Consider the following 18,293-nt stretch of genomic DNA (forward strand, 5'->3'; position numbering starts at 1 on the left):
ATTTCGCTGCATTCGTCGCCTTGCCCTGAACAACGGCAACACTCGCGCAGAGCCGTGCAGGATTAAATAGATGTCCCTTGTAGGGACGGCATCGATAATAATCAACGGATCAACCGGTTTTCCACCAGGGTTGTCAGGAATTATCCATGAAACTGTTTCAATGCTCGAAGTGCCAGCATGTTCTGTATTTTGAGAATACACGCTGTGAACGTTGCAAGAGTCCATTGGGATATCTGCCCGAACTGGAGCAGCTGGTACCGCTGGTGGCTACCACTCAGAAAGATATCTGGGAAACGACCGCAATGCCAAGTGCTTCTTGGCGGTATTGTGAAAACCATCAACAAGATGTGTGTAACTGGTTGATTGCAGCGGACGATCCGGACGAATTGTGTTCCGCCTGTCGTCTGAACCGGCATATTCCCAACTTATCCGATAGCAGTCATCACGAGGCCTGGCGAGCGCTGGAAGTGGCCAAACACCGGCTGGTGTACAGCTTGTACCGTTTTCATTTGCCGCTGGCCAGCAAGCTGGATCAACCCGACAGTGGCCTGGCATTTGATTTTGTGGATGAAGACGGGCACTTGCCAGAAGGAGTGGCGGCGACCACTGGCCATGCCGAAGGGCTGGTGACGATCAATATCAACGAAGCGGATAACGTCGAGCGGGAACAGATGAGGGAAGATATGGATGAGTCCTATCGCACCCTGATCGGTCATTTTCGTCACGAAATTGGCCATTATTATTGGGAGCTGCTGGTGCAGCCAGATGATGAGGTACTGGCTCGTTTTCGCAGCTGTTTTGGCGATGAACGGGCGAACTACGGTGAGTCCATGGCGCGTTATTACCAGGAAGGTGCTCCGGCTTCATGGCGCCAGCAGTTTATCAGCGCCTATGCGACCTCACACCCATGGGAAGACTGGGCCGAGAGCTGGGCGCACTACCTGCATCTGATTGATATGCTGGAAACCGCTTTTGCGTTCGGGTTATCGCTGGCCCCTGCGGTGGACGAATCGCCATCCGGGGAATCACTGCTGAGCACCGAGGCAACCTTTGACCCTTATTTGCAGCAGGATTTTGGCACTATTCTCGATGTGTGTTTACCAGTGACCTATGCGGTGAACAGTCTGAATCGCAGCATGGGGCAGCCGGACGTGTACCCCTTTGTGTTATCGGATGCCGTGGTCGCCAAGCTGGCTTTTATTCACGAATTATTATGGCACTGGCGGCAGGCAACGCCACAGGTGACAGTTACCCGGTCTGGCAGTGTGTGAATTCAGGCACTGCAAACACAGGAACCGCAAGGCCGTAAAGGCATCCAAAGCAAGACCACGAATATTCAACCCACCGGGAGGTATAACAGGATGTTTTGGGAAGTCATTGATTTCTGGTTTGAGGAGACAGAACCAACGCAGTGGTTTGCTAAAAATGCCGCGTTTGATGAGCAGATTCGGCAACAATTCGCAGTCGTGCACCAACGGGCCTGTGCCGGAGAATTATGGCACTGGCGTCGCGAGCCTCATGGCCGACTGGCCGAAGTGATTGTGCTGGACCAGTTTTCCCGCAATCTGTTTCGGGACAGTCCACGTGCCTTTGCCCAGGATGGCATGGCACTGGTCATGGCTCAGGAGGCGGTCCAGCAACGGGCTGATCTGGAGCTGAACACAATACAACGCAACTTCCTTTATATGCCGTTTATGCACAGTGAATCCTTGCGGGTGCATGACGAAGGTGGGCGCTTGTTTGCGCAAAACGGTATCGAAAATACACTGTTGTTCGAGCGCCGCCATCGGGAGATTATCGAGCGGTTTGGGCGCTATCCGCATCGTAATGCGGTGCTGGGGCGAGAATCGACCGAGGCTGAGTCCTTGTTTTTACAGCAGCCCGGCTCGTCTTTTTAGCCGGGCTGCTGGTCCTGCGGTCAGATTTGTGTCGCCTGAATGGCCGTTAGAGCAATGGTATAGATAATATCCTCAACCGTTGCACCTCGAGACAAGTCATTGACCGGCTTGGCCAGCCCTTGCAGCATAGGGCCAATACTGATCACCCGGGCACTGCGCTGAACAGCCTTGTAGGTGGTGTTGCCGGTATTCAGATCCGGGAAAATCAGCACCGTCGCCTTGCCTGCTACCAGACTGTCCGGAGCCTTGCTTTTGGCGACCGCCGGGGTTGTGGCTGCATCGTACTGTAATGGCCCGTCCACCAGAATATCGGCCCGCCGCTGTTTTACCAGCGCAGTTGCTTGCCGTACCTTCTCGACATCGTTACCACTGCCAGAAGCTCCGGTGCTGTAGCTGATCATGGCAACTCTGGGTTCAATACCCATGGCGGCCGCAGAGTCGGCACTCTGGATGGCAATATCCGCCAACTCTTCGGCATTCGGGTCCGGGTTAACGGCACAATCGCCGTATACCAGCACCTGATCCGGCAACCCCATAAAAAACACGGACGACACCAGTCTGGCACCCGGTGCGGTGCGAATCAGCTGCAACGCCGGGCGAATGGTATTGGCGGTGGTATGCACGGCACCAGAGACCAGCCCATCAACGTCCTGGCACTGCAGCATCATGGTGGCGAGCACCACGTTGTCTTCCAGTTCAGCGAGTGCGCAAGCCCGGGTCAGCTGTTTGTGCTTGCGCAGTTCAACCATGGCATCGGCGTATTGTTCCCGCAGGCTTTGTGGCGGCAACAACTGCAGATCCTCCGGTAGCACCAACCCTCGTACCTCGGCCGATTGACGGATTGCTTCCGGTTCTCCGAGCAGAATACAGCGGGCGATACCGCGCTTCTGGCATTCAATGGCGGCCTCGATGGTGCGCGGTTCATTACCTTCCGGCAATACAATACATCGATTGGCGGCGATGGCTTTTTGCACCAGCGAATAGCGGAAGGCAGCAGGGCTGAGTCGGGTGGCGTGAGGGGCACCAAGGGTCTTGATCAGAGCCTCGGTATCCAGTTCTGCTGCGACGCTGGCCATGATGCGTGATACCCGCTCGACATCATCGACCGGCACCTGACGGCTGAGTTGCTGCAGACGCGTGGCAATCAAGGTCAGGTTCTCTGTACTGGTCATGACCGGCAGACCTCCGGCCCAGGCGCTGCGACAGGCTTGCTGGATCGGCTCGCCGGGCAGACTGTCACCTCCCAGGTCGGTCAGCAGCAGGCCAGCCAGGGGCGTTCCGGCAAGACTGACCATGGAGGCTGCCAGGATCAGATCGTCGCGGTCTGCGGGAGTCACCAGCAGAGTATCTGGCTGTAATTGCGGCAAGGTGTGGCTCAGGGAACCGGCCCCAAGCAGAATACGGGCAACCCGACGCTGGCTGAGTTCACCTTCATTCAACAGGCTGGCACCGATGGCATGGCAGACATCACGGCTGCGCGGCTGCGTCAGCTCCGGGTTCCAGGGAATACGGCCAAAGCAAGGAGGGAGTTTGGCATCAATACTGACCTGATGGCTGCTATCCGCCTTGTTGATGATATGCCCCACCACATTGACATCGGCAACACGGAACAGGCCGGATTGTAATTGCAGCTCGTGCTCAATCTGGTCGCCGCTGTGATGGTGGCCACTGAGTACCAGCAAGACATCCGCTCCCAGGGCTTTGGCCATATCAACATTCAGCCGGGCGGTGTATGGCTCGGTGCGGTCGGGGACAACACCTTCGATCACCACCACATCCGGCTGCTGCTGGCAGGCCTTGGCATGCAGGGCCACCACATCTTCCAATACCCGGTCGGTCTGCCCGGTATTGATACGCTGCTGTACTGTATCCAGAGTCATGGAATCCGGAGTTGTTAACCCCAGCACCGAGCGCACCAGCGTAGTGGAGCGTTCTGGCTCGTGAGATGCGGGAGCAACGGGTTTCAGAAACGCGGTTTTAACGCCCAGGGTATCCAGCGCATGTAACAGGCCCAGGCTGATACTGGTCAGACCGGCATCGATGCCGGTAGGGACAATAAGCAGATGAATCATTGGCTGATCAACTCCCGTGTGTCATTGGCAATCATGGTTTCTTCAGAGGTGGGAATCACCATCACCAGCGGGCTGTCTGGCTGGCTGATACGGCCTTGCTGGTCGCCGTGCTGCTGGTTCAGCTGTTCATCGAGCCGGAATGGCATGCTGAGCCACTGGGCCAGAATACGCTGGCGAATATCACTGGCATGCTCACCGATACCACCGGTAAAAATCACCGCATCAATATGTGGCAAAGAGCAGGAAAGGGCGGCAAGTTCGCGGGCAATACGGAAGGTGAAGACATTGATTGCCCGTTGGGCACCTTCATGGCCTTCGGCTTCGGATTCGAGCAACACCCGCATATCGTTACCGATACCAGACAACCCTTTGAGGCCGCTGTGTTTATTCAGCGTTGTCATAATTGCTGTCATATCCAGATCCGAATGATCCAGCATATGCTGGGCCAGCCCCGGATCGATATTACCGCAGCGGGTGCCCATCACCACCCCTTCCAGCGGTGTCAGCCCCATGCTGGTATCAACCGATTGCCCATCCCGGACGGCACATACACTGCAGCCATTGCCCAGGTGACTGATCAGTAAATTAAGTGATTCGGCCGGTCTGGCCAGGCGCTGGCTGGCTTGCTCAAGAATGTAGCGATAGCTGGTGCCATGAAACCCATAACGGCGTACCCCGGCGTTTTGATACCACTCATATGGCGTGCCGTAGAGCCAGGTTTGCTCTGGAATACTCTGATGAAACGCCGTATCAAATACAGCCACTTGCGGGGCAGACGGAAACAGCTCTTTGCATAAATGGATACCGACCAGGTTCATCGGATTATGCAGTGGTGCCAGCGGCGACAAGGTTTCCAGTTCGGCGACGTTATCGGCATTCAGCACAATGCTGCTGTGAAAACGTTCGCCGCCATGAACCACCCGGTGGCCAACACCGGCCAGGTCGTGGAGTTTGCTCCGCGTGGCCTCGATAAAGGCCTGCATGCCTTCCTTGTGGCCAGAGCCAGGTGGCAGGTCGATGCGTACTTCGGGGTCGCCGTGGAGAATCAAATGGGGTTCATCTTCGCCCAGTCGTTCGGCAACACCGGTGAAGGTGGTTTTGGGGCAGTGATCTTCGGGAAACAGGGCAAACTTGATGGATGAGCTGCCGCAGTTGATAACCAATATAGGCTGTTTCATTCGCTGTCCTTGATGATGAGTGAGATCAATAGGGTGATTCAAGCCAACATGATGAGTCATGCTTGACGTTTAAAAATTGATTAGTAACAGGCTGTGCTGTATTTCTTACATTCATTACACAGGTTGGCAGTGACGTGTGTTTGTTTTTGTTACCGGTTAGGCGCCGTGGCGGGGTGGGTATCTGCCATGTAACAAGACTCCCGGGCCAGCATGGCCGCTTTACGCTGGACTCCCCAGCGATAACCGCCGATGGCACCACTGGCCTGGATCACCCGGTGACACGGGATCAACCAGGCCACCGGATTGGCCCCCACCGCCCCGCCCACGGCACGGCTGGCGTTGGGATTACCCAGCGCTGCCGCCAGCGCACCGTAAGTGGTACGTGACCCACTGCCAGTTTCCAGTAATGCGCGCCAGACACTGACCTGAAAATTGGTACCACGCAGCAAGAGCGGAACCGGTTGCTGCTGCGATAACGTCTGCGTTTGTAATGGTTGAAACACATAATCGAGAAGACGGCTGGCAGCGTGAGTGTCTGCCACTAGCTGCGCGTTAGGCCAGCTGCCCGATAAACGCTCAAAGGCCGCATGGTGATCGGCAGCGGTCGGGTGCTGGCCGGTAGCCATTGGCGTTGTCGTAAGAAACGTCAGCTGGCAGATCCCGCGGTCGGTCCAGGCGATAAACGCCTCGCCAAACAGTGTAAAACCACGGCCATAACGGATCTGCAGCTCTGCTCCCATGCGTTTGAAATCACCGGGTGTCACAGCCTCGATGGCAACAAAATGATCGTAAAGACGGGATGGACTGCTTAACCCCAGTGCCAGGCTGGTATCCAGCAGACTGTGATGATCGAGCAGCAAGGGTTTTGCCTGTTCGGTGGTGAGTGTCTGCAAAAAACGTTTGGGCGATACTCCCGCCCAGCGCTGGAACAGTTTCAGACAATAACCTGGGCTGAGCTGTAGATACGCCGCCAGGGCATCAAGGGTTGGCTGTTCCGTTACATGCTGCTGCAGATAATCGATCGCGGCGGCAATACGGTGAAAATCACGGCTTTGCTGCTCGCCAGCGTATGGCTCGGTACCCTGGGCAGAGCGTTGGGTGGCAGGTTGAACAGAGCGCTGTTGTAGCAGAGAAAACGCTGGTGAGTTGCTCATGACAATCAGTCGGGTAGTGGTATCAACCTTCAGGATACCCGGCTGTCTGAGTGGCAGCGACCCGATTGTGGCTCTCGATGCCTGACAGCTTGTCTCTGATAGTTTGTGTCTGACAGCTTGTGCCTGATCGTCAGTTGCGCTGCCTGCAAACGTTTGTCTTTGGCGCCACGCCACTAATCCGCATAAACCGTTATACGATCGCTGTTACCTTCGTTATCAATCAAGACGATTTGTTGCGCGCCAGCGTGGCGTAAAGACAGGGTCAATGGCTGCTGTTCGGTGCTGCTGCCACGGTATTCACCATTGATATACCAACTGCGGGTGCCAACGCCGCCATTCGCGCTGAGGGTAAGGCTGGGGAGTACATGTTCCCCGGCCGGGTTGTTTTGGCTGGCGCGGATATGTTCGCCGGGTTCTATCCCTGTGATTTGCAGCTGGCGTTCGAGTCGTAAAGATGATTCACAGCCAGGTGCCGGTGATGGGAGTTGTTGGCTGAGACGCTGCGAGGCGGGAATCCAGGATTCCAGCATGATTGGCCACAGGGCTAATGATTGTAAGCGGGTTGGGGTGCCGCTGCGGTCGCAGTGAGCGTTGACGCGTTGGCCATGTTGGTTGACCAGAACGGGCAGAGGGTTGGGAGCACCGGGATTGGCGCTGTCTGGCAAGGTTGGTGGCACCAGTTGGCGAATACTCCAGCCCGTTACCGTGCGGTGGCACTGGTCGTCAGGGGTGTTGCTGAGCAGACGGCCCAGTGGCCAGCAGGCGTCGATGGCCTGTACTGGCGGAGGCGGTTCCGGCCAGCGTGGCCGGCGATCGATCATGGTCATGATACGTTGCAGCGCAGGCATGGCGGTAACGGCCCCGAAATAGCCGGGTGACGGCGTGCCATCCGGGCGCCCAAACCAGACGCCGACGGTGTACTCCGGGGTGATACCAATGGCCCAGCTGTCGCGAAAGCCATAGCTGGTGCCGGTTTTCCAACCGAAGGTGCGGGGCTGGATCACGTCGACACTGCGGGTGCGGTTGGGGAGCGGGTTACGTAGCCAGTCGGCGGTGACCCAGGCGGCTTCCGGGCTGAGTAGCTGGCGGCCACGGTTGGGAGGAGCAATGGGCCGGGTGTTTATCGCTGGGCGGGAAGGCAATGAGTGTGTATGTGCTGCCGATAGCAAGGGTTGTAACGGAAACACCTGGCCCTGATTCATCAGCGAGCTGTAGAGCATGACCAGTTGCCACAGGCTGACGCCACCACCGCCCAGTGCCAGCGACAGATTCGGGCGGGCAGCATCGGGGAGTTGGTAATGGAAACCGGCATTGCTGAGGGCAGCATAAAAACGTGCCGGGGTTAATGCTTCCAGCACCTGTACCGCTGGCAGGTTGAGAGAGTAGTTCAAGGCCCGTGGCGGTGAGACCGGCCCGGAAAAACCGGCCGAGAAGTTACCCGGCTGATAGGCCTGGCGCAGCCGGGGGGCATCGGTTAGCAAACTGGCACCATGAATCAGCCCTTGATCCAGCGCCAGACCATAAATAAAAGGCTTTAACGTTGAGCCAGGGGAACGAATGGCTTGCACCATATCCACATGCCCCAGTCGTTGCGGGTTGCCAAAGTCGGCAGTGCCACTGTAAACGCGGATTTCATGACTGGGGTTGTGTACCACCAGCACGGCGGCGGAGTGATGGCGGGGGAATAGCTGGATATCGCGCTGTAACTGACGGCTGATTTCCCGTTGCAGGTCGCCGTCCAGAGTGGTGTGAATCAGCGGTTGTTGCGGATAACGCTGAATCAGATGGCGAGCCAGCAAGGGAGCTTGTTGCGGGGTGTCGGGTTGGCGCGCAAAGACCGGGTCCAGCAGCGCCTGTTGATAGGCGTGCGGGCTGATGGCCTCAAAACGCAGCAGGCGCCGGAGTACTTTATCCCGGGCGGCCCGTGCTCTTTGTGGGTGGCGATCAGGGCGCAGTCGACTGGGCGCTTGGGGCAATACCGCCAGCAAGGCAGATTCTGATAACGACAGTTCAGCGGCGGGTTTGTCGAGATACATCTGGGCAGCCGCTTCGACTCCCTCGATCACGCCGCCCATCGGAACATAATTCAGATAGAGAGTAAGAATTTCTTCTTTGCCCAGTTGCCATTCCAGTTGCAAGGCCCGTAATGCCTGCTGCAGTTTGCCACTGAGGTTGCGGTGGTGCGGATACAAACGCCGTGCGACCTGCATGGTCAGAGTGGAGCCTCCCGATACCACACAGCCACATTGCAGGTTTTGCCACGCAGCACGGGCGATGGCGAATGGATTGATACCGGGATGGTGGTAAAACCAGCGATCTTCGTAGTGCAATACCGCGGCCAGATAGTCGGGGGCAATCTGGTCGAGAGTGACTGGCAAGCGCCAGACCCCCTGGGCGTCGGGAAAGGCGCGCAGGGTGCGGCCATGACGATCAACCACCACACGGGAAAACGCTTGTTGATTGTGCTCCGGCAGTTGCAGTGGATAACGCCAGTTCAGCAGCAGTGCCAGCAGGATCAGGAGAGCCGTACCGGCTCCCAGCCATATGACCCATCGTAACCCGGTTGGTTGTTCAGGCTGCTGCCGGTGTTGGCGCTCGTGCTGCCGGGGCCTGGCCCGGCGTTTGGCGATTGATGGTTTACTCAATGATCAGCCAGTGTGTATTGGCTCCCACCGAGCGGGCTTCCGGATCGTACATATCTTCCAGCAACGGGCCGGGAATACGGTATTTGCCGGGGGTGACAGCACGTACCAGATAAAACACCCGCGCGCTGCGATGGTCGCCGGTTTCCAGGGCGGCGACAAAGCGGTCGTCACGGTATTCCTGATGGATCACACCGTTGTTCTCCGTCCAGTCGGCAACTGAGGTGCCATCGATCTTGATTTTGGCTACCGACAGGCTGTCGAGCAGGTTCTGGTTCTCCAGCTCCAGGCCCGCAGGTAACAGATCGACGGCCAACAGATCCGGGCGATATTGTGTGCTGCTGATCTGTAACTCCACCAGCATCAAATCTCCGGTAGCCAGAGTCAGAGGCTGATCGGTAAGGGCGATGGGTTGACCGTCCTGATGATAGTAGCGGCGCTGGATATCAATATTGTGAGAGCTCCTGGATTGGTTCAGCTCACGGTAGCCTTGCACCAGCAGCTCGGCACTGAATGTCTCGGTGCCGGTGTTGGTGAGGGTTAATCCTGCCAATACGCCCGCGTCACCGGAGTTGAAGTGCTGCATCTGTTGGCCGGTCAGGTCATGGCTGACATCGGCATAACTCAGGTTGGCTTGCCAGTGGTTGCCTTGTTGTGATGATTGCTGCGCTTGCTGGTGTGACGCACGCAGCAGTTGAATACGCTCCTGGGTACTGAGGTAGCGGCGGCTGCGCAGACTGGCTTCCAGCGAGAACAGCAGGTCATCTGCCCACTCGGTATCGAGGTTGTTGGCCATCAGCAGCGCCGCCATGGCGGCCTGATCCCGGATGGCAGAGCCGTAGTCGCCGATGTAGAGGTTTTCTGGTCGTTGTGCTTGTCGGGCCTGTTGCAGCAGCTGTGTTGCCAGTGCCTTGTCGCCGAGCTGTTGGGCTGCCAGGGCCAGATGCACCAGTGCCAACGGGGTGGCGTTGACGGGCTGGGCGTTACTGAGTGAGCGGACATCGGTCAGGGTGATGCGTTGCTGCTGGGCCAGTACATACGCGGCATAGGAGCGATAGATAAAGCGGTACAGCGTGCTGTCTTCGTTCCAGCGTTCGGTGTTATGGCCGCGACCACGAATGTAGTCGTGCAGACGCGTCAGCGCTTTGTCGATGATTTCCTGATCGACATCAAAACCACGGTTTTTGGCGTCAACCAGAAACTGGGTCGCGTAGGCGGTGAGCCAGTGTTGTTCGTAGGCATCACTGGATGACCAAAGGCTGAAACCACCGCTGCTGAGCATTTTTTTGATAATGCGCTGAATGCCGGCTGCCATTGCCTGTTCACGGGAGATGCTGCTGGCGTGCCTGTCGTTCAGGGCATCGATTTGCTGTTGTTCGACAAACAACCAGGGATAGCTGCTGGACACTGATTGCTCCAGGCAGCCATAGGGGTAATGCAGCAGCTGGTCGAGTTGACGGTGTGGATTGAGGTTTACCTGGGGGTCCAGTGTCAGCCGGGTGGAGAGGTAGCGGCTGTCCATGCCGTGCAGTTGCCCGGCAGTCAATTGCAGTTGTTCATTGCTGCTGAGACGGCCCCGGATAAATTCGGAGTAGGCCGGTAACGTCGGGCGGCTGATCAGGGTCCAGCGGCGGTCGATGGGGTATTCCGGTAGCCCTGTGACTTGCATACGGAATTCAATTTCGCCCAGTGAGATGGTTTCCGGATAGGTTGCCCGGAATGGATAACGCAGCGTCTGTTTTTGTTGGTTGGCCAGCGTCAGGGTACGTGGCTCGGCCTCAAATTCGACCGGGCCAAAGGCACTGGGGGTGACGGTCAGGGTCTGGGGTTGGCCACTCAGGTTGGTGACGTCGAGAGCGATATGGGCATCGTCATCCATACCGGCAAACCGTGGCATCGATAGCTGGGTCACAATGGGGGCGGCCACCGTGACTTCCTGTTCCATATGACCAAAAGCATCGTCGGTAAAGGCCACGGCCATCAGCCGCAGACGGCCGTTGAAGTCGGGTAGCTGCAGCGGAATATTGGCAACCCCATTAACGACGTCGACCTTGCCGGAAAACAACGACACGATTTGTACTTGTGAACGGGCCATGTCACCGCCTCGGGCCATGGCGGCATCACCACCAAAGTTGAGCGTCGCCGGTTGGCTGTTGTTGAAGTCGATCACCTGGCTATAGATATCGAACATATCAACACTGTAGCGACGTGGTTCAAAGAAAAAGCTGAACGGATCGGGGGTGTCGAAACGAGAGATTGATAACACACCAACATCGACCGCAGCCAGTGTCACCCAGGCTTGTTTGGGCGCTTGCTGTTGCTGGCTGACCTGTAACTCGACGTTGACGGTGCGGTCTGGCAGCCAGCGTTCAGGGACGTTGGACTCAATCGTCAGTTGGCGGTCACTGCGATCCAGAGGCAGGTGAATCAGGCCAATGGCGCGGGTGGGGGTAATACGTTTCTGGCTGTCGGCCGGTTGCAGGTGCAACACGCTGACGTAAATATCATGGCGTTTCCAGCTCGGGTCGATCGGGATATCAACATGACCTCCCTGACTACTGAGGTCGACGCGCTTGAGCCATAACAATTGGTCGGCTTCGACCATCACCAGCGCCTGAGAGGTCGCTTGTGGTGACTGTTCCGCTGCAGAGGGTGGGGTAATGGCCAGGCGTGCAACATCCCCGCCCTGATAACCACTCTTGTCCCAGTTCAGCGTTACCTGGCGGGGACGCGCATTGCCATCTTGTCTGCCATACCAGCTATAGCCGGACTGGAATTCCAGTACGGCGGTCTGGCCGCTGTCCGGGTTTTCGACTTCCAGTCGATAACTGCCCCAGTCGACAGGGACGGCAACCGGAGTTGGCTGATTGGCCGATAGATCCACCGCCAGGGTCAGTTCAACAGTGGTGCGCTCTTTTTGTTCGTAGTACCAACCCCGGTCGCTGCTGTAACGCCAGTCGTGATCCGGGTTGGTATTGATCAAGCGTACCTTGACCTGACGGGCGGCCAAGAGCTGGTCGCTGCCATCAGTCATCAGCAGTTCAAAATGGGCCAGGCCATTGGAAGGGGCACGATCATCAAACAGTGGGCGAACCCCCACCAATGGCGAGTGAGGTAGCCAGATTTCTTTTTGCCGCCGTACGACTGGTCGGCCACCGCTTTCAAACAGACTGGCGGTAATGGTGATGGCCATCGGTGTGGGCGACGCTGACCAGCTGTTGGTAATGGCGAGATCCACTTTTCCTTGTGCATCCAGCGTGTGTTCAAGCTGTTGCTGGTTATTCCAGTCGGTTTCGGCAGCGTTGCCAAAGACGTAGTCGGACCAGCGTTCAAACGGGTGTAACTCGGGTTGGATATCCAGTGCTGCCTGCAGTCGATTCCCTGCTGCTGGAGCACCGTACAGATACTCGCCCAACAGTGGCACGGTCAGATTGCTGTTACCGTGGTGCAGGTTGGCATCGCTCTGAGTCGCTTCCGGGTGCCAGCTGATTTTCAGTCGTTCCGGCATAAAGTCTTCGACTTTGAAGCGATAGCGGCTGGTGGTGTTGTCGGGCAAGCGGATACTGACCTGCCAGTCGCCGGTCATGGCATCAGCGGCCAGCGGTAGTGACCAATGGTAATAACCGGAGGTGGACGGTGAAAGCGTCAGGGTTTTGACTTGTTGGCCGTCGGGGCGTGTGACAAGGGCCTTGAGTTTGGGCTGACGAATTTTTTCGCCATCCTGGCCGCGCAGCAAGGCGGAAAACTCCGCGGTTTCGCCTCCTCGATACAAATCACGGGGGCTGTAAATAAACAGCTCCTGCTGATGGGGGGAGCGTTGGCTGAAATGAAAATCCGACAGGTCAATGGCACTGGTTTTCAGCGGCAACAGACTGACCGATTTTCCTTTGCGCACCACCAGTGCGGTACTGTTGGAATTACGACCATGAAGCAAGGTGTTACGAATACTCAGTTGGCCGCTCTGGTTGGTTGTACCCAGCCGGACGGCGGAGCCATCCCTGGACAGCAGTTCCACCTTGGCATTGGCAATTGGCTGGGTGGTTTCCAGGCTTTGCACCAGCAGTTCTGATTGATTGGCGTATTGATGCAGGTGCAAGCCGAGATCAGTCAGGCTGTAATACGTGGTCGCTTGTTGGGAATCAAAGGTGCCGGGGATATTCATCACGACCAGGTAGACACCCGGTGCCGCCAGCTCGGGAATATCACCAATAGGCAGGTTGATCTGGCGGCGGCGGTTTTGTTCGTCGGTCAGCTTGAAACGGCCTTCATATTTCAGCTCGGCCACCTGTGACAGATACTGTCGGGTCCAGCTGGATGAGCGGATGTTTTTACCAAGATAGAGACCGGCCTGATGCAGTTGGTCATCCTGCATGCGGAAAAAACTGACATTGGCTTCAGGGACGTTTTGGGTAATAACCGGCAAGCCTTGCTGGCTGCTGAAGGCCAATACCCGGCCATCGCTGGCAAACGCCAGACTGGCGGGAGCTGCCTGGGTGTTAACGGTTGCCTTGCTGCTGCTGTTTAATACTGAGCCGTTGATGCCTTTCAAACCGGCGCTGACGGTCAGCTTGTATTGGGTTTCTGGCTCGGCACCCAGCATGTACAAAATGCGGCGATCATCCGACAGCACCCAGCTTTTGCTTTTGGAGCTGTTGACGTTGATATATTCATCGAATGCCTGACGGTCGTCCAGTGGTACGGAGAACTGGATATGTACCGTGCTGCCGCCGTCGTAACTGGCTTCACTGATACGCACGACCGAGAGCGGTATACCGTCGTAACGTTGTTGAATATCATCGGTTGGTATGGCGTTGGCGGACTCAACGCCAGAAGTCGAGTCAGAAGTCGAGTCAGAAGTCGAGTCAGAAGTCGAGTCAGAAGTCGAGTCAGAAGTCGAGTCAGAAGTCGAGTCAGAAGTCGAGTCAGCGGTTGCCGTTGGGGCCGCCGGGAGCGTCTCTGCAGCGGCGGCTGCTTGTGCCGGCGCAGAGGTTTCACGCACAGCAGCATTATCTGTTTCTGGTTCCGATTGAGTACAACCGCCGGTGACTGTGATGACAGCCAATAGGCCAGTCAGCGCGAGATGAGCGCAAGCCTTGCGCAGTAACCTGTTGGACATTTCCCTTCCCCCAAAAATAATGGGGCGGAATTAAGCCATATTTGCATGTGGGTAGCCAGTGACACCATCACACCAGCTGGCTAAAAGGGCGCAGGGCCGATAGAATGTCGCCCTTTTCTTTTCCCGGTCGTTTCATCCTCATTCTGATTGAAATGCCGGAGCCTTCCCAAGGCTGAATTCATCTGGAGAATTTCATGTCAGACATCAAAAAAGTGGTGCTGGCCTATTCTGGTGGTCTGGATACATCCGTGATCGCCAAATGGCTGCAAACTGAATACAACTGCGAAGTCGTCACCTTTACCGCTGACCTGGGTCAGGGCGAAGAAGTAGAGCCTGCGCGCGCCAAAGCAGAAGCGCTTGGTATTAAAGAAATCTTTATCGATGATCTGCGTGAAGAGTTTGCCCGTGACTTCGTTTTCCCGATGTTCCGCGCCAACACCATCTACGAAGGTGAATACCTGCTGGGCACTTCGATTGCACGGCCATTGATCGCCAAACGTTTGATCGAAATCGCCAACGCAACCGGTGCCGATGCCATTGCCCACGGCGCAACCGGTAAAGGTAACGACCAGGTGCGTTTTGAGCTGGGAGCCTACGCTCTCAAGCCCGGCGTTAAAGTAATTGCGCCATGGCGCGAATGGGAACTGACTTCCCGTGAAACCCTGATGGCTTACTGTGATGAGCATGACATCAAGGTCGAGAACAAAGCCGGTAAAAAATCCCCATACTCCATGGATGCCAACCTGCTGCACATCTCCTACGAAGGGGATCTGCTGGAAAACCCGTGGAACGAGCCGGAAGAAGACATGTGGCTGTGGTCTGTTTCACCGGAAAACGCCCCGGACGAAGCAACTTACCTGACACTGACCTTCAAGAACGGTGACCCGGTTGCCATCGATGGCGTGGAGAAATCCCCGGCCACCATTATGGAAGAACTGAACAAACTGGGTGGCGATAACGGCATTGGTCGTGTCGACATCGTTGAAAACCGCTACGTCGGCATGAAAGCCCGTGGCTGTTACGAAACCCCGGCCGGTACCATCATGTTGAAAGCACACCGGGCGATCGAATCCATCACCCTGGATCGTGAAGCGGCGCACCTGAAAGACGAGTTGATGCCGAAATACGCCAACCTGATCTACAACGGTTACTGGTGGTCGCCAGAACGCAAAATGCTGCAAGCCGCCATCGACGACACTCAAGCCGTCGTTAACGGCGACGTACGGGTGAAACTGTACAAAGGCAACGTTATTGTGGTTGGCCGTCAATCAGAAGGCTCGTTGTTCGATGAAGCCATCGCTACCTTCGAAGACGATGCCGGTGCCTACGACCAGAAAGACGCCGCAGGCTTTATCAAGCTCAACGCCTTGCGTCTGCGCACGGCTGCCAAAAAAGGCCGTGGCATGCTGTAATAGGGTCTGTAGTGGATGACCGCAAGACCAGAAACGGGAGCCTCGGCTCCCGTTTTTTATTGCCTTATGCCAGGCTTGCTCCAGATCAAACGGTGGGTGATGTAGCAACGGAAGCAGTAGCAATAAGCAGTAGCAACGGAAACAGCCCCTAAAGCCCGCTTGTGACTGAGAGAATGGGGTTGGGTATTTATAGAACGGCTGATAGAACAGCGGATAGAACGGCTAATAAAAGGGTAAAGGTGAAAGGTGAGTCAGATGAATAGATTGATTGGGTTATTGTTGGTTGTTTTATCATCGGTTTCTTACGCTAAAGACATCGATTCTGCCGCTGGTTTTCTGGCCGATTTTTTATCTGGTCATTACACCCTGGTCGGCAAGGCGGTTAATTCCAATGCCACTTACACCGGAAAAGTCACCCTCTATCAGGAACATGGTGCTCTGAAGGTGAAACGAGCGATCAATAACCGGGTTGTTCTGGCTGATGCAACGCTTGAAAAGTCATTCAGCGGCGATGCCGATGTGCTGAAGATCCAGTTTACGGATAACGGCGTGAACTATAAGGAAAGCTGTTTGTTCAGTGGCGACCTGGATAATTATGCTCGCATCAGCTGTTATCTGTATATGGCGGATGGAGAGACCAATAGCCGTGGACTGGAAACATTTTTTATCGACCCTGTGCCGCGCTAGGCAGTGAACACCCGGCGGCGGATTAACATACCTGCGGATACGGACAGCATTGGATTTACAGCGCCATGGCCCGTTGATATGGTCCGTTGGAATAATTGTTCAACTTTACTGACGCATTGTGGTCTGTACTCTGGCCCAATCCCTTTAGCTTGAAAGGAAAAACATGACCAGTCTCAGACAGCAAACCGACGCCCAGATCGAGAAAACCCGCCAGGCAAATCCTGTGTTTATGCAAGCCATTGAAGACGTGCTGGAATCCGCCCGGCGCTTTGAAGCTGGCAGTGAGGCCATTGCCGTCGGTCAGACAGCTCCCGATTTCAGCCTGCCCAATGCCAGTGGTGAACCTGTTTCACTGGCTGCCTTGTTGGCCAACGGACCGGTGGTGATCGCCTTTTACCGGGGCAGCTGGTGCCCTTACTGCAACCTGGAATTACGGGCATTGCAGGCTCGGCTGGCAGACATTCATGGATTGGGTGCTGAGTTGATCGCAATCAGCCCGCAAATGCCGGATGAGTCGTTAACACAGCCTGAACGAGGTGCTCTGGCCTTTCCGGTATTGTCGGATCAGGATGCCCTGGTGGCTGCTCAGTTTGGTGTGGCCTGGCAAGTACCGGATATCATTCTGGAGCATATGCGGGTCGATCGAAAACTGGATCTGGCCGATCTTAACAAGGGTAATGGCAGCATCTTGCCGATTCCGGCGACATTTGTACTGGATCGCCATGGGGTGGTGGCCTGGCAGTTTGTTGATGTCGACTACCGCAAACGTGCCGAGCCAGAGGATGTGGTTGCCGTACTGCAACAGCTGGCCGGTGAATAATCCCATGGCATGTTATCGATGGCTTAACAGGACCTATCAACATGATTAAATCAGTTTCAATCAGCCTGCTACTGGTGGCTGCGACATTTTCGACGACCACACAGGCTGCCGACGCAGCAGCGACTGACAGCCTGGTCCGCTATGAAAGCCGTTATTCGGTCGCTGAAACCGCCGACCGGTTTGAGCATATCGTCAAACAAAAAGGCCTGACGTTATTTACCCGGATAGATCATCAGAAAAATGCCCGTGGCGTTGATCTGGAGCTGAGGCCTACCGAAGTGATTATTTTTGGTAATCCAAAAGTCGGGACCCTGCTGATGCAATGCGCCCAGGACATGGCGATTGATTTACCGCAGAAAGTGTTAATCACAGAGGATGCCGACAATAAGGTCTGGCTGTCTTATAACAATCCGGAATATTTGAAGAAACGTCATCATATAACGGGCTGTGATGCGGTCATCGGTAAAATATCCGGTGTACTGGGCGCACTGTCACAAGCGGCGGTTCAGTAAGTATCAGCGATAGAAAAACATGCATGCGCGTTTTTGTGTTACTCGCTGTGCTCAAACATTAACACAAAAACACTCCGGCTTTGGCGCAGCTGAAGCGGGTGTTAGCACTACAACCCCATTCATTGATGATCTATAATCCAATGGATTACAATAAAGTCTATGCAGACAATTGTAGAGCTCCCTGAATTCCAGAAACGCGCTGAAGGCTTACTCAAGCCTGATGAAAAGTCGAGCATTATTAATTACTTAGCATCTCATCCTCAGTCCGGTGATCTTATGCAGGGTACTGGAGGTATCAGGAAGCTTCGATGGTCTGCTCAAGGAAAGGGGAAAGTGGTGGAGTCAGAGTGATTTACTACTATCACAATGGTGAGATTCCACTCTTTCTTTTAACGGTTTTTGGCAAGGGCGAAAAAGCTAATATCAACAAAGCCGAACGCAATGAACTTGCTAAGTTAACTCAACTTTTACTCAAGCACTATGGTGGTTCAAATGGCTAGCGCTTTCTCAAGTATCAAACAGGGCTTATCCGAGGCAATTGAGTTTTCTGAGGGTAAAGTTAAAAAAGCCATCGTTCACGAGTTTGGCCCGGTGGATGTAAAAAATATTCGGGCAAAGGTTGGCATGTCTCAAAATGAATTCGCATCTGCCTTTGGTATTAGTGTAAGTACGCTTCGCCATTGGGAGCGTGGTGACCGCACTCCACAAGGCCCGGCATTGGTTTTGCTTAATGTAGTCGCCAAAGAGCCTGGTGCTGTTCTTCGAGCTTTGGCCTCTTAAAAAGTGCTAACAAGCATATCAA

General features: G+C 55.5%; 13 protein-coding genes. 8 read left to right on the forward strand and 5 right to left on the reverse strand.

What is annotated here, in order from left to right:
- The first annotated feature begins 146 nt into the window (after nucleotides 1-146).
- Both Q8W24_RS08300 and Q8W24_RS08305 read left to right on the forward strand, forming a co-directional pair.
- Nucleotides 147-1,271, forward strand: a complete 1,125-nt coding sequence (locus tag Q8W24_RS08300) for a putative zinc-binding metallopeptidase (protein WP_305415440.1) — start codon at nucleotides 147-149, stop codon at nucleotides 1,269-1,271.
- A 90-nt stretch (nucleotides 1,272-1,361) separates the two neighbouring features.
- A complete protein-coding gene (locus tag Q8W24_RS08305; RefSeq protein ID WP_303433503.1) occupies nucleotides 1,362-1,898 on the forward strand; it encodes a DUF924 family protein in 537 nt (178 codons plus the stop codon).
- A 20-nt stretch (nucleotides 1,899-1,918) separates the two neighbouring features.
- On the opposite strand, the gene pta is transcribed toward Q8W24_RS08305, so the two are convergent.
- The 5 genes from pta to Q8W24_RS08330 form a co-directional block, all read right to left on the reverse strand.
- A complete protein-coding gene (gene pta / locus Q8W24_RS08310) occupies nucleotides 1,919-3,970 on the reverse strand; it encodes a phosphate acetyltransferase (RefSeq protein ID WP_305415439.1) in 2,052 nt (683 codons plus the stop codon).
- Nucleotides 3,967-5,148 carry an acetate/propionate family kinase gene (locus tag Q8W24_RS08315; RefSeq protein ID WP_303433499.1) on the reverse strand — a complete coding sequence of 394 codons (1,182 nt, stop codon included), beginning with the start codon at nucleotides 5,146-5,148 and terminating at the stop codon, nucleotides 3,967-3,969. The genes pta and Q8W24_RS08315 overlap by 4 nt, the downstream gene beginning before the upstream one ends.
- A gap of 149 nt (nucleotides 5,149-5,297) precedes the next feature.
- Nucleotides 5,298-6,302: a methylated-DNA--[protein]-cysteine S-methyltransferase gene (locus Q8W24_RS08320; RefSeq protein WP_305475011.1), complete on the reverse strand. Its 1,005-nt coding sequence runs from the start codon at nucleotides 6,300-6,302 to the stop codon at nucleotides 5,298-5,300.
- A gap of 173 nt (nucleotides 6,303-6,475) precedes the next feature.
- Complete coding sequence (gene pbpC / locus Q8W24_RS08325) at nucleotides 6,476-8,947, reverse strand: penicillin-binding protein 1C (RefSeq protein WP_305475012.1); 2,472 nt, start codon at nucleotides 8,945-8,947, stop codon at nucleotides 6,476-6,478.
- Nucleotides 8,940-14,060 carry an alpha-2-macroglobulin gene (locus Q8W24_RS08330; RefSeq protein WP_305475013.1) on the reverse strand — a complete coding sequence of 1,707 codons (5,121 nt, stop codon included), beginning with the start codon at nucleotides 14,058-14,060 and terminating at the stop codon, nucleotides 8,940-8,942. The genes pbpC and Q8W24_RS08330 overlap by 8 nt, the downstream gene beginning before the upstream one ends.
- 194 nt (nucleotides 14,061-14,254) lie before the next feature.
- Here Q8W24_RS08330 and Q8W24_RS08335 point away from each other — a divergent pair, with 194 nt between their 5' ends.
- From Q8W24_RS08335 to nadS, 6 genes are all read left to right on the forward strand, one after another.
- On the forward strand, nucleotides 14,255-15,472 hold the full coding sequence (locus Q8W24_RS08335; RefSeq protein WP_303433492.1) for an argininosuccinate synthase: 1,218 nt from the start codon (nucleotides 14,255-14,257) through the stop codon (nucleotides 15,470-15,472).
- 255 nt (nucleotides 15,473-15,727) lie between these two features.
- Entirely contained in the window at nucleotides 15,728-16,159 is a 432-nt protein-coding gene (locus Q8W24_RS08340; protein WP_305475015.1) for a hypothetical protein, read from the forward strand.
- 163 nt (nucleotides 16,160-16,322) lie between these two features.
- Entirely contained in the window at nucleotides 16,323-16,979 is a 657-nt protein-coding gene (locus Q8W24_RS08345) for a peroxiredoxin-like family protein (RefSeq protein ID WP_303433488.1), read from the forward strand.
- Between the two features lie 41 nt (nucleotides 16,980-17,020).
- Entirely contained in the window at nucleotides 17,021-17,491 is a 471-nt protein-coding gene (locus tag Q8W24_RS08350) for a DUF302 domain-containing protein (protein WP_303433486.1), read from the forward strand.
- Between the two features lie 347 nt (nucleotides 17,492-17,838).
- Nucleotides 17,839-17,991, forward strand: a complete 153-nt coding sequence (locus Q8W24_RS08355) for a hypothetical protein (protein WP_305475017.1) — start codon at nucleotides 17,839-17,841, stop codon at nucleotides 17,989-17,991.
- Nucleotides 17,984-18,271 carry a NadS family protein gene (gene nadS / locus Q8W24_RS08360; RefSeq protein WP_303433482.1) on the forward strand — a complete coding sequence of 96 codons (288 nt, stop codon included), beginning with the start codon at nucleotides 17,984-17,986 and terminating at the stop codon, nucleotides 18,269-18,271. The genes Q8W24_RS08355 and nadS overlap by 8 nt, the downstream gene beginning before the upstream one ends.
- Nucleotides 18,272-18,293 lie beyond the last annotated feature (22 nt).

Origin of the sequence: Oceanobacter sp. 4_MG-2023 (assembly GCF_030689165.1) — a bacterium.
GTDB lineage: Bacteria > Pseudomonadota > Gammaproteobacteria > Pseudomonadales > Oceanobacteraceae > Oceanobacter.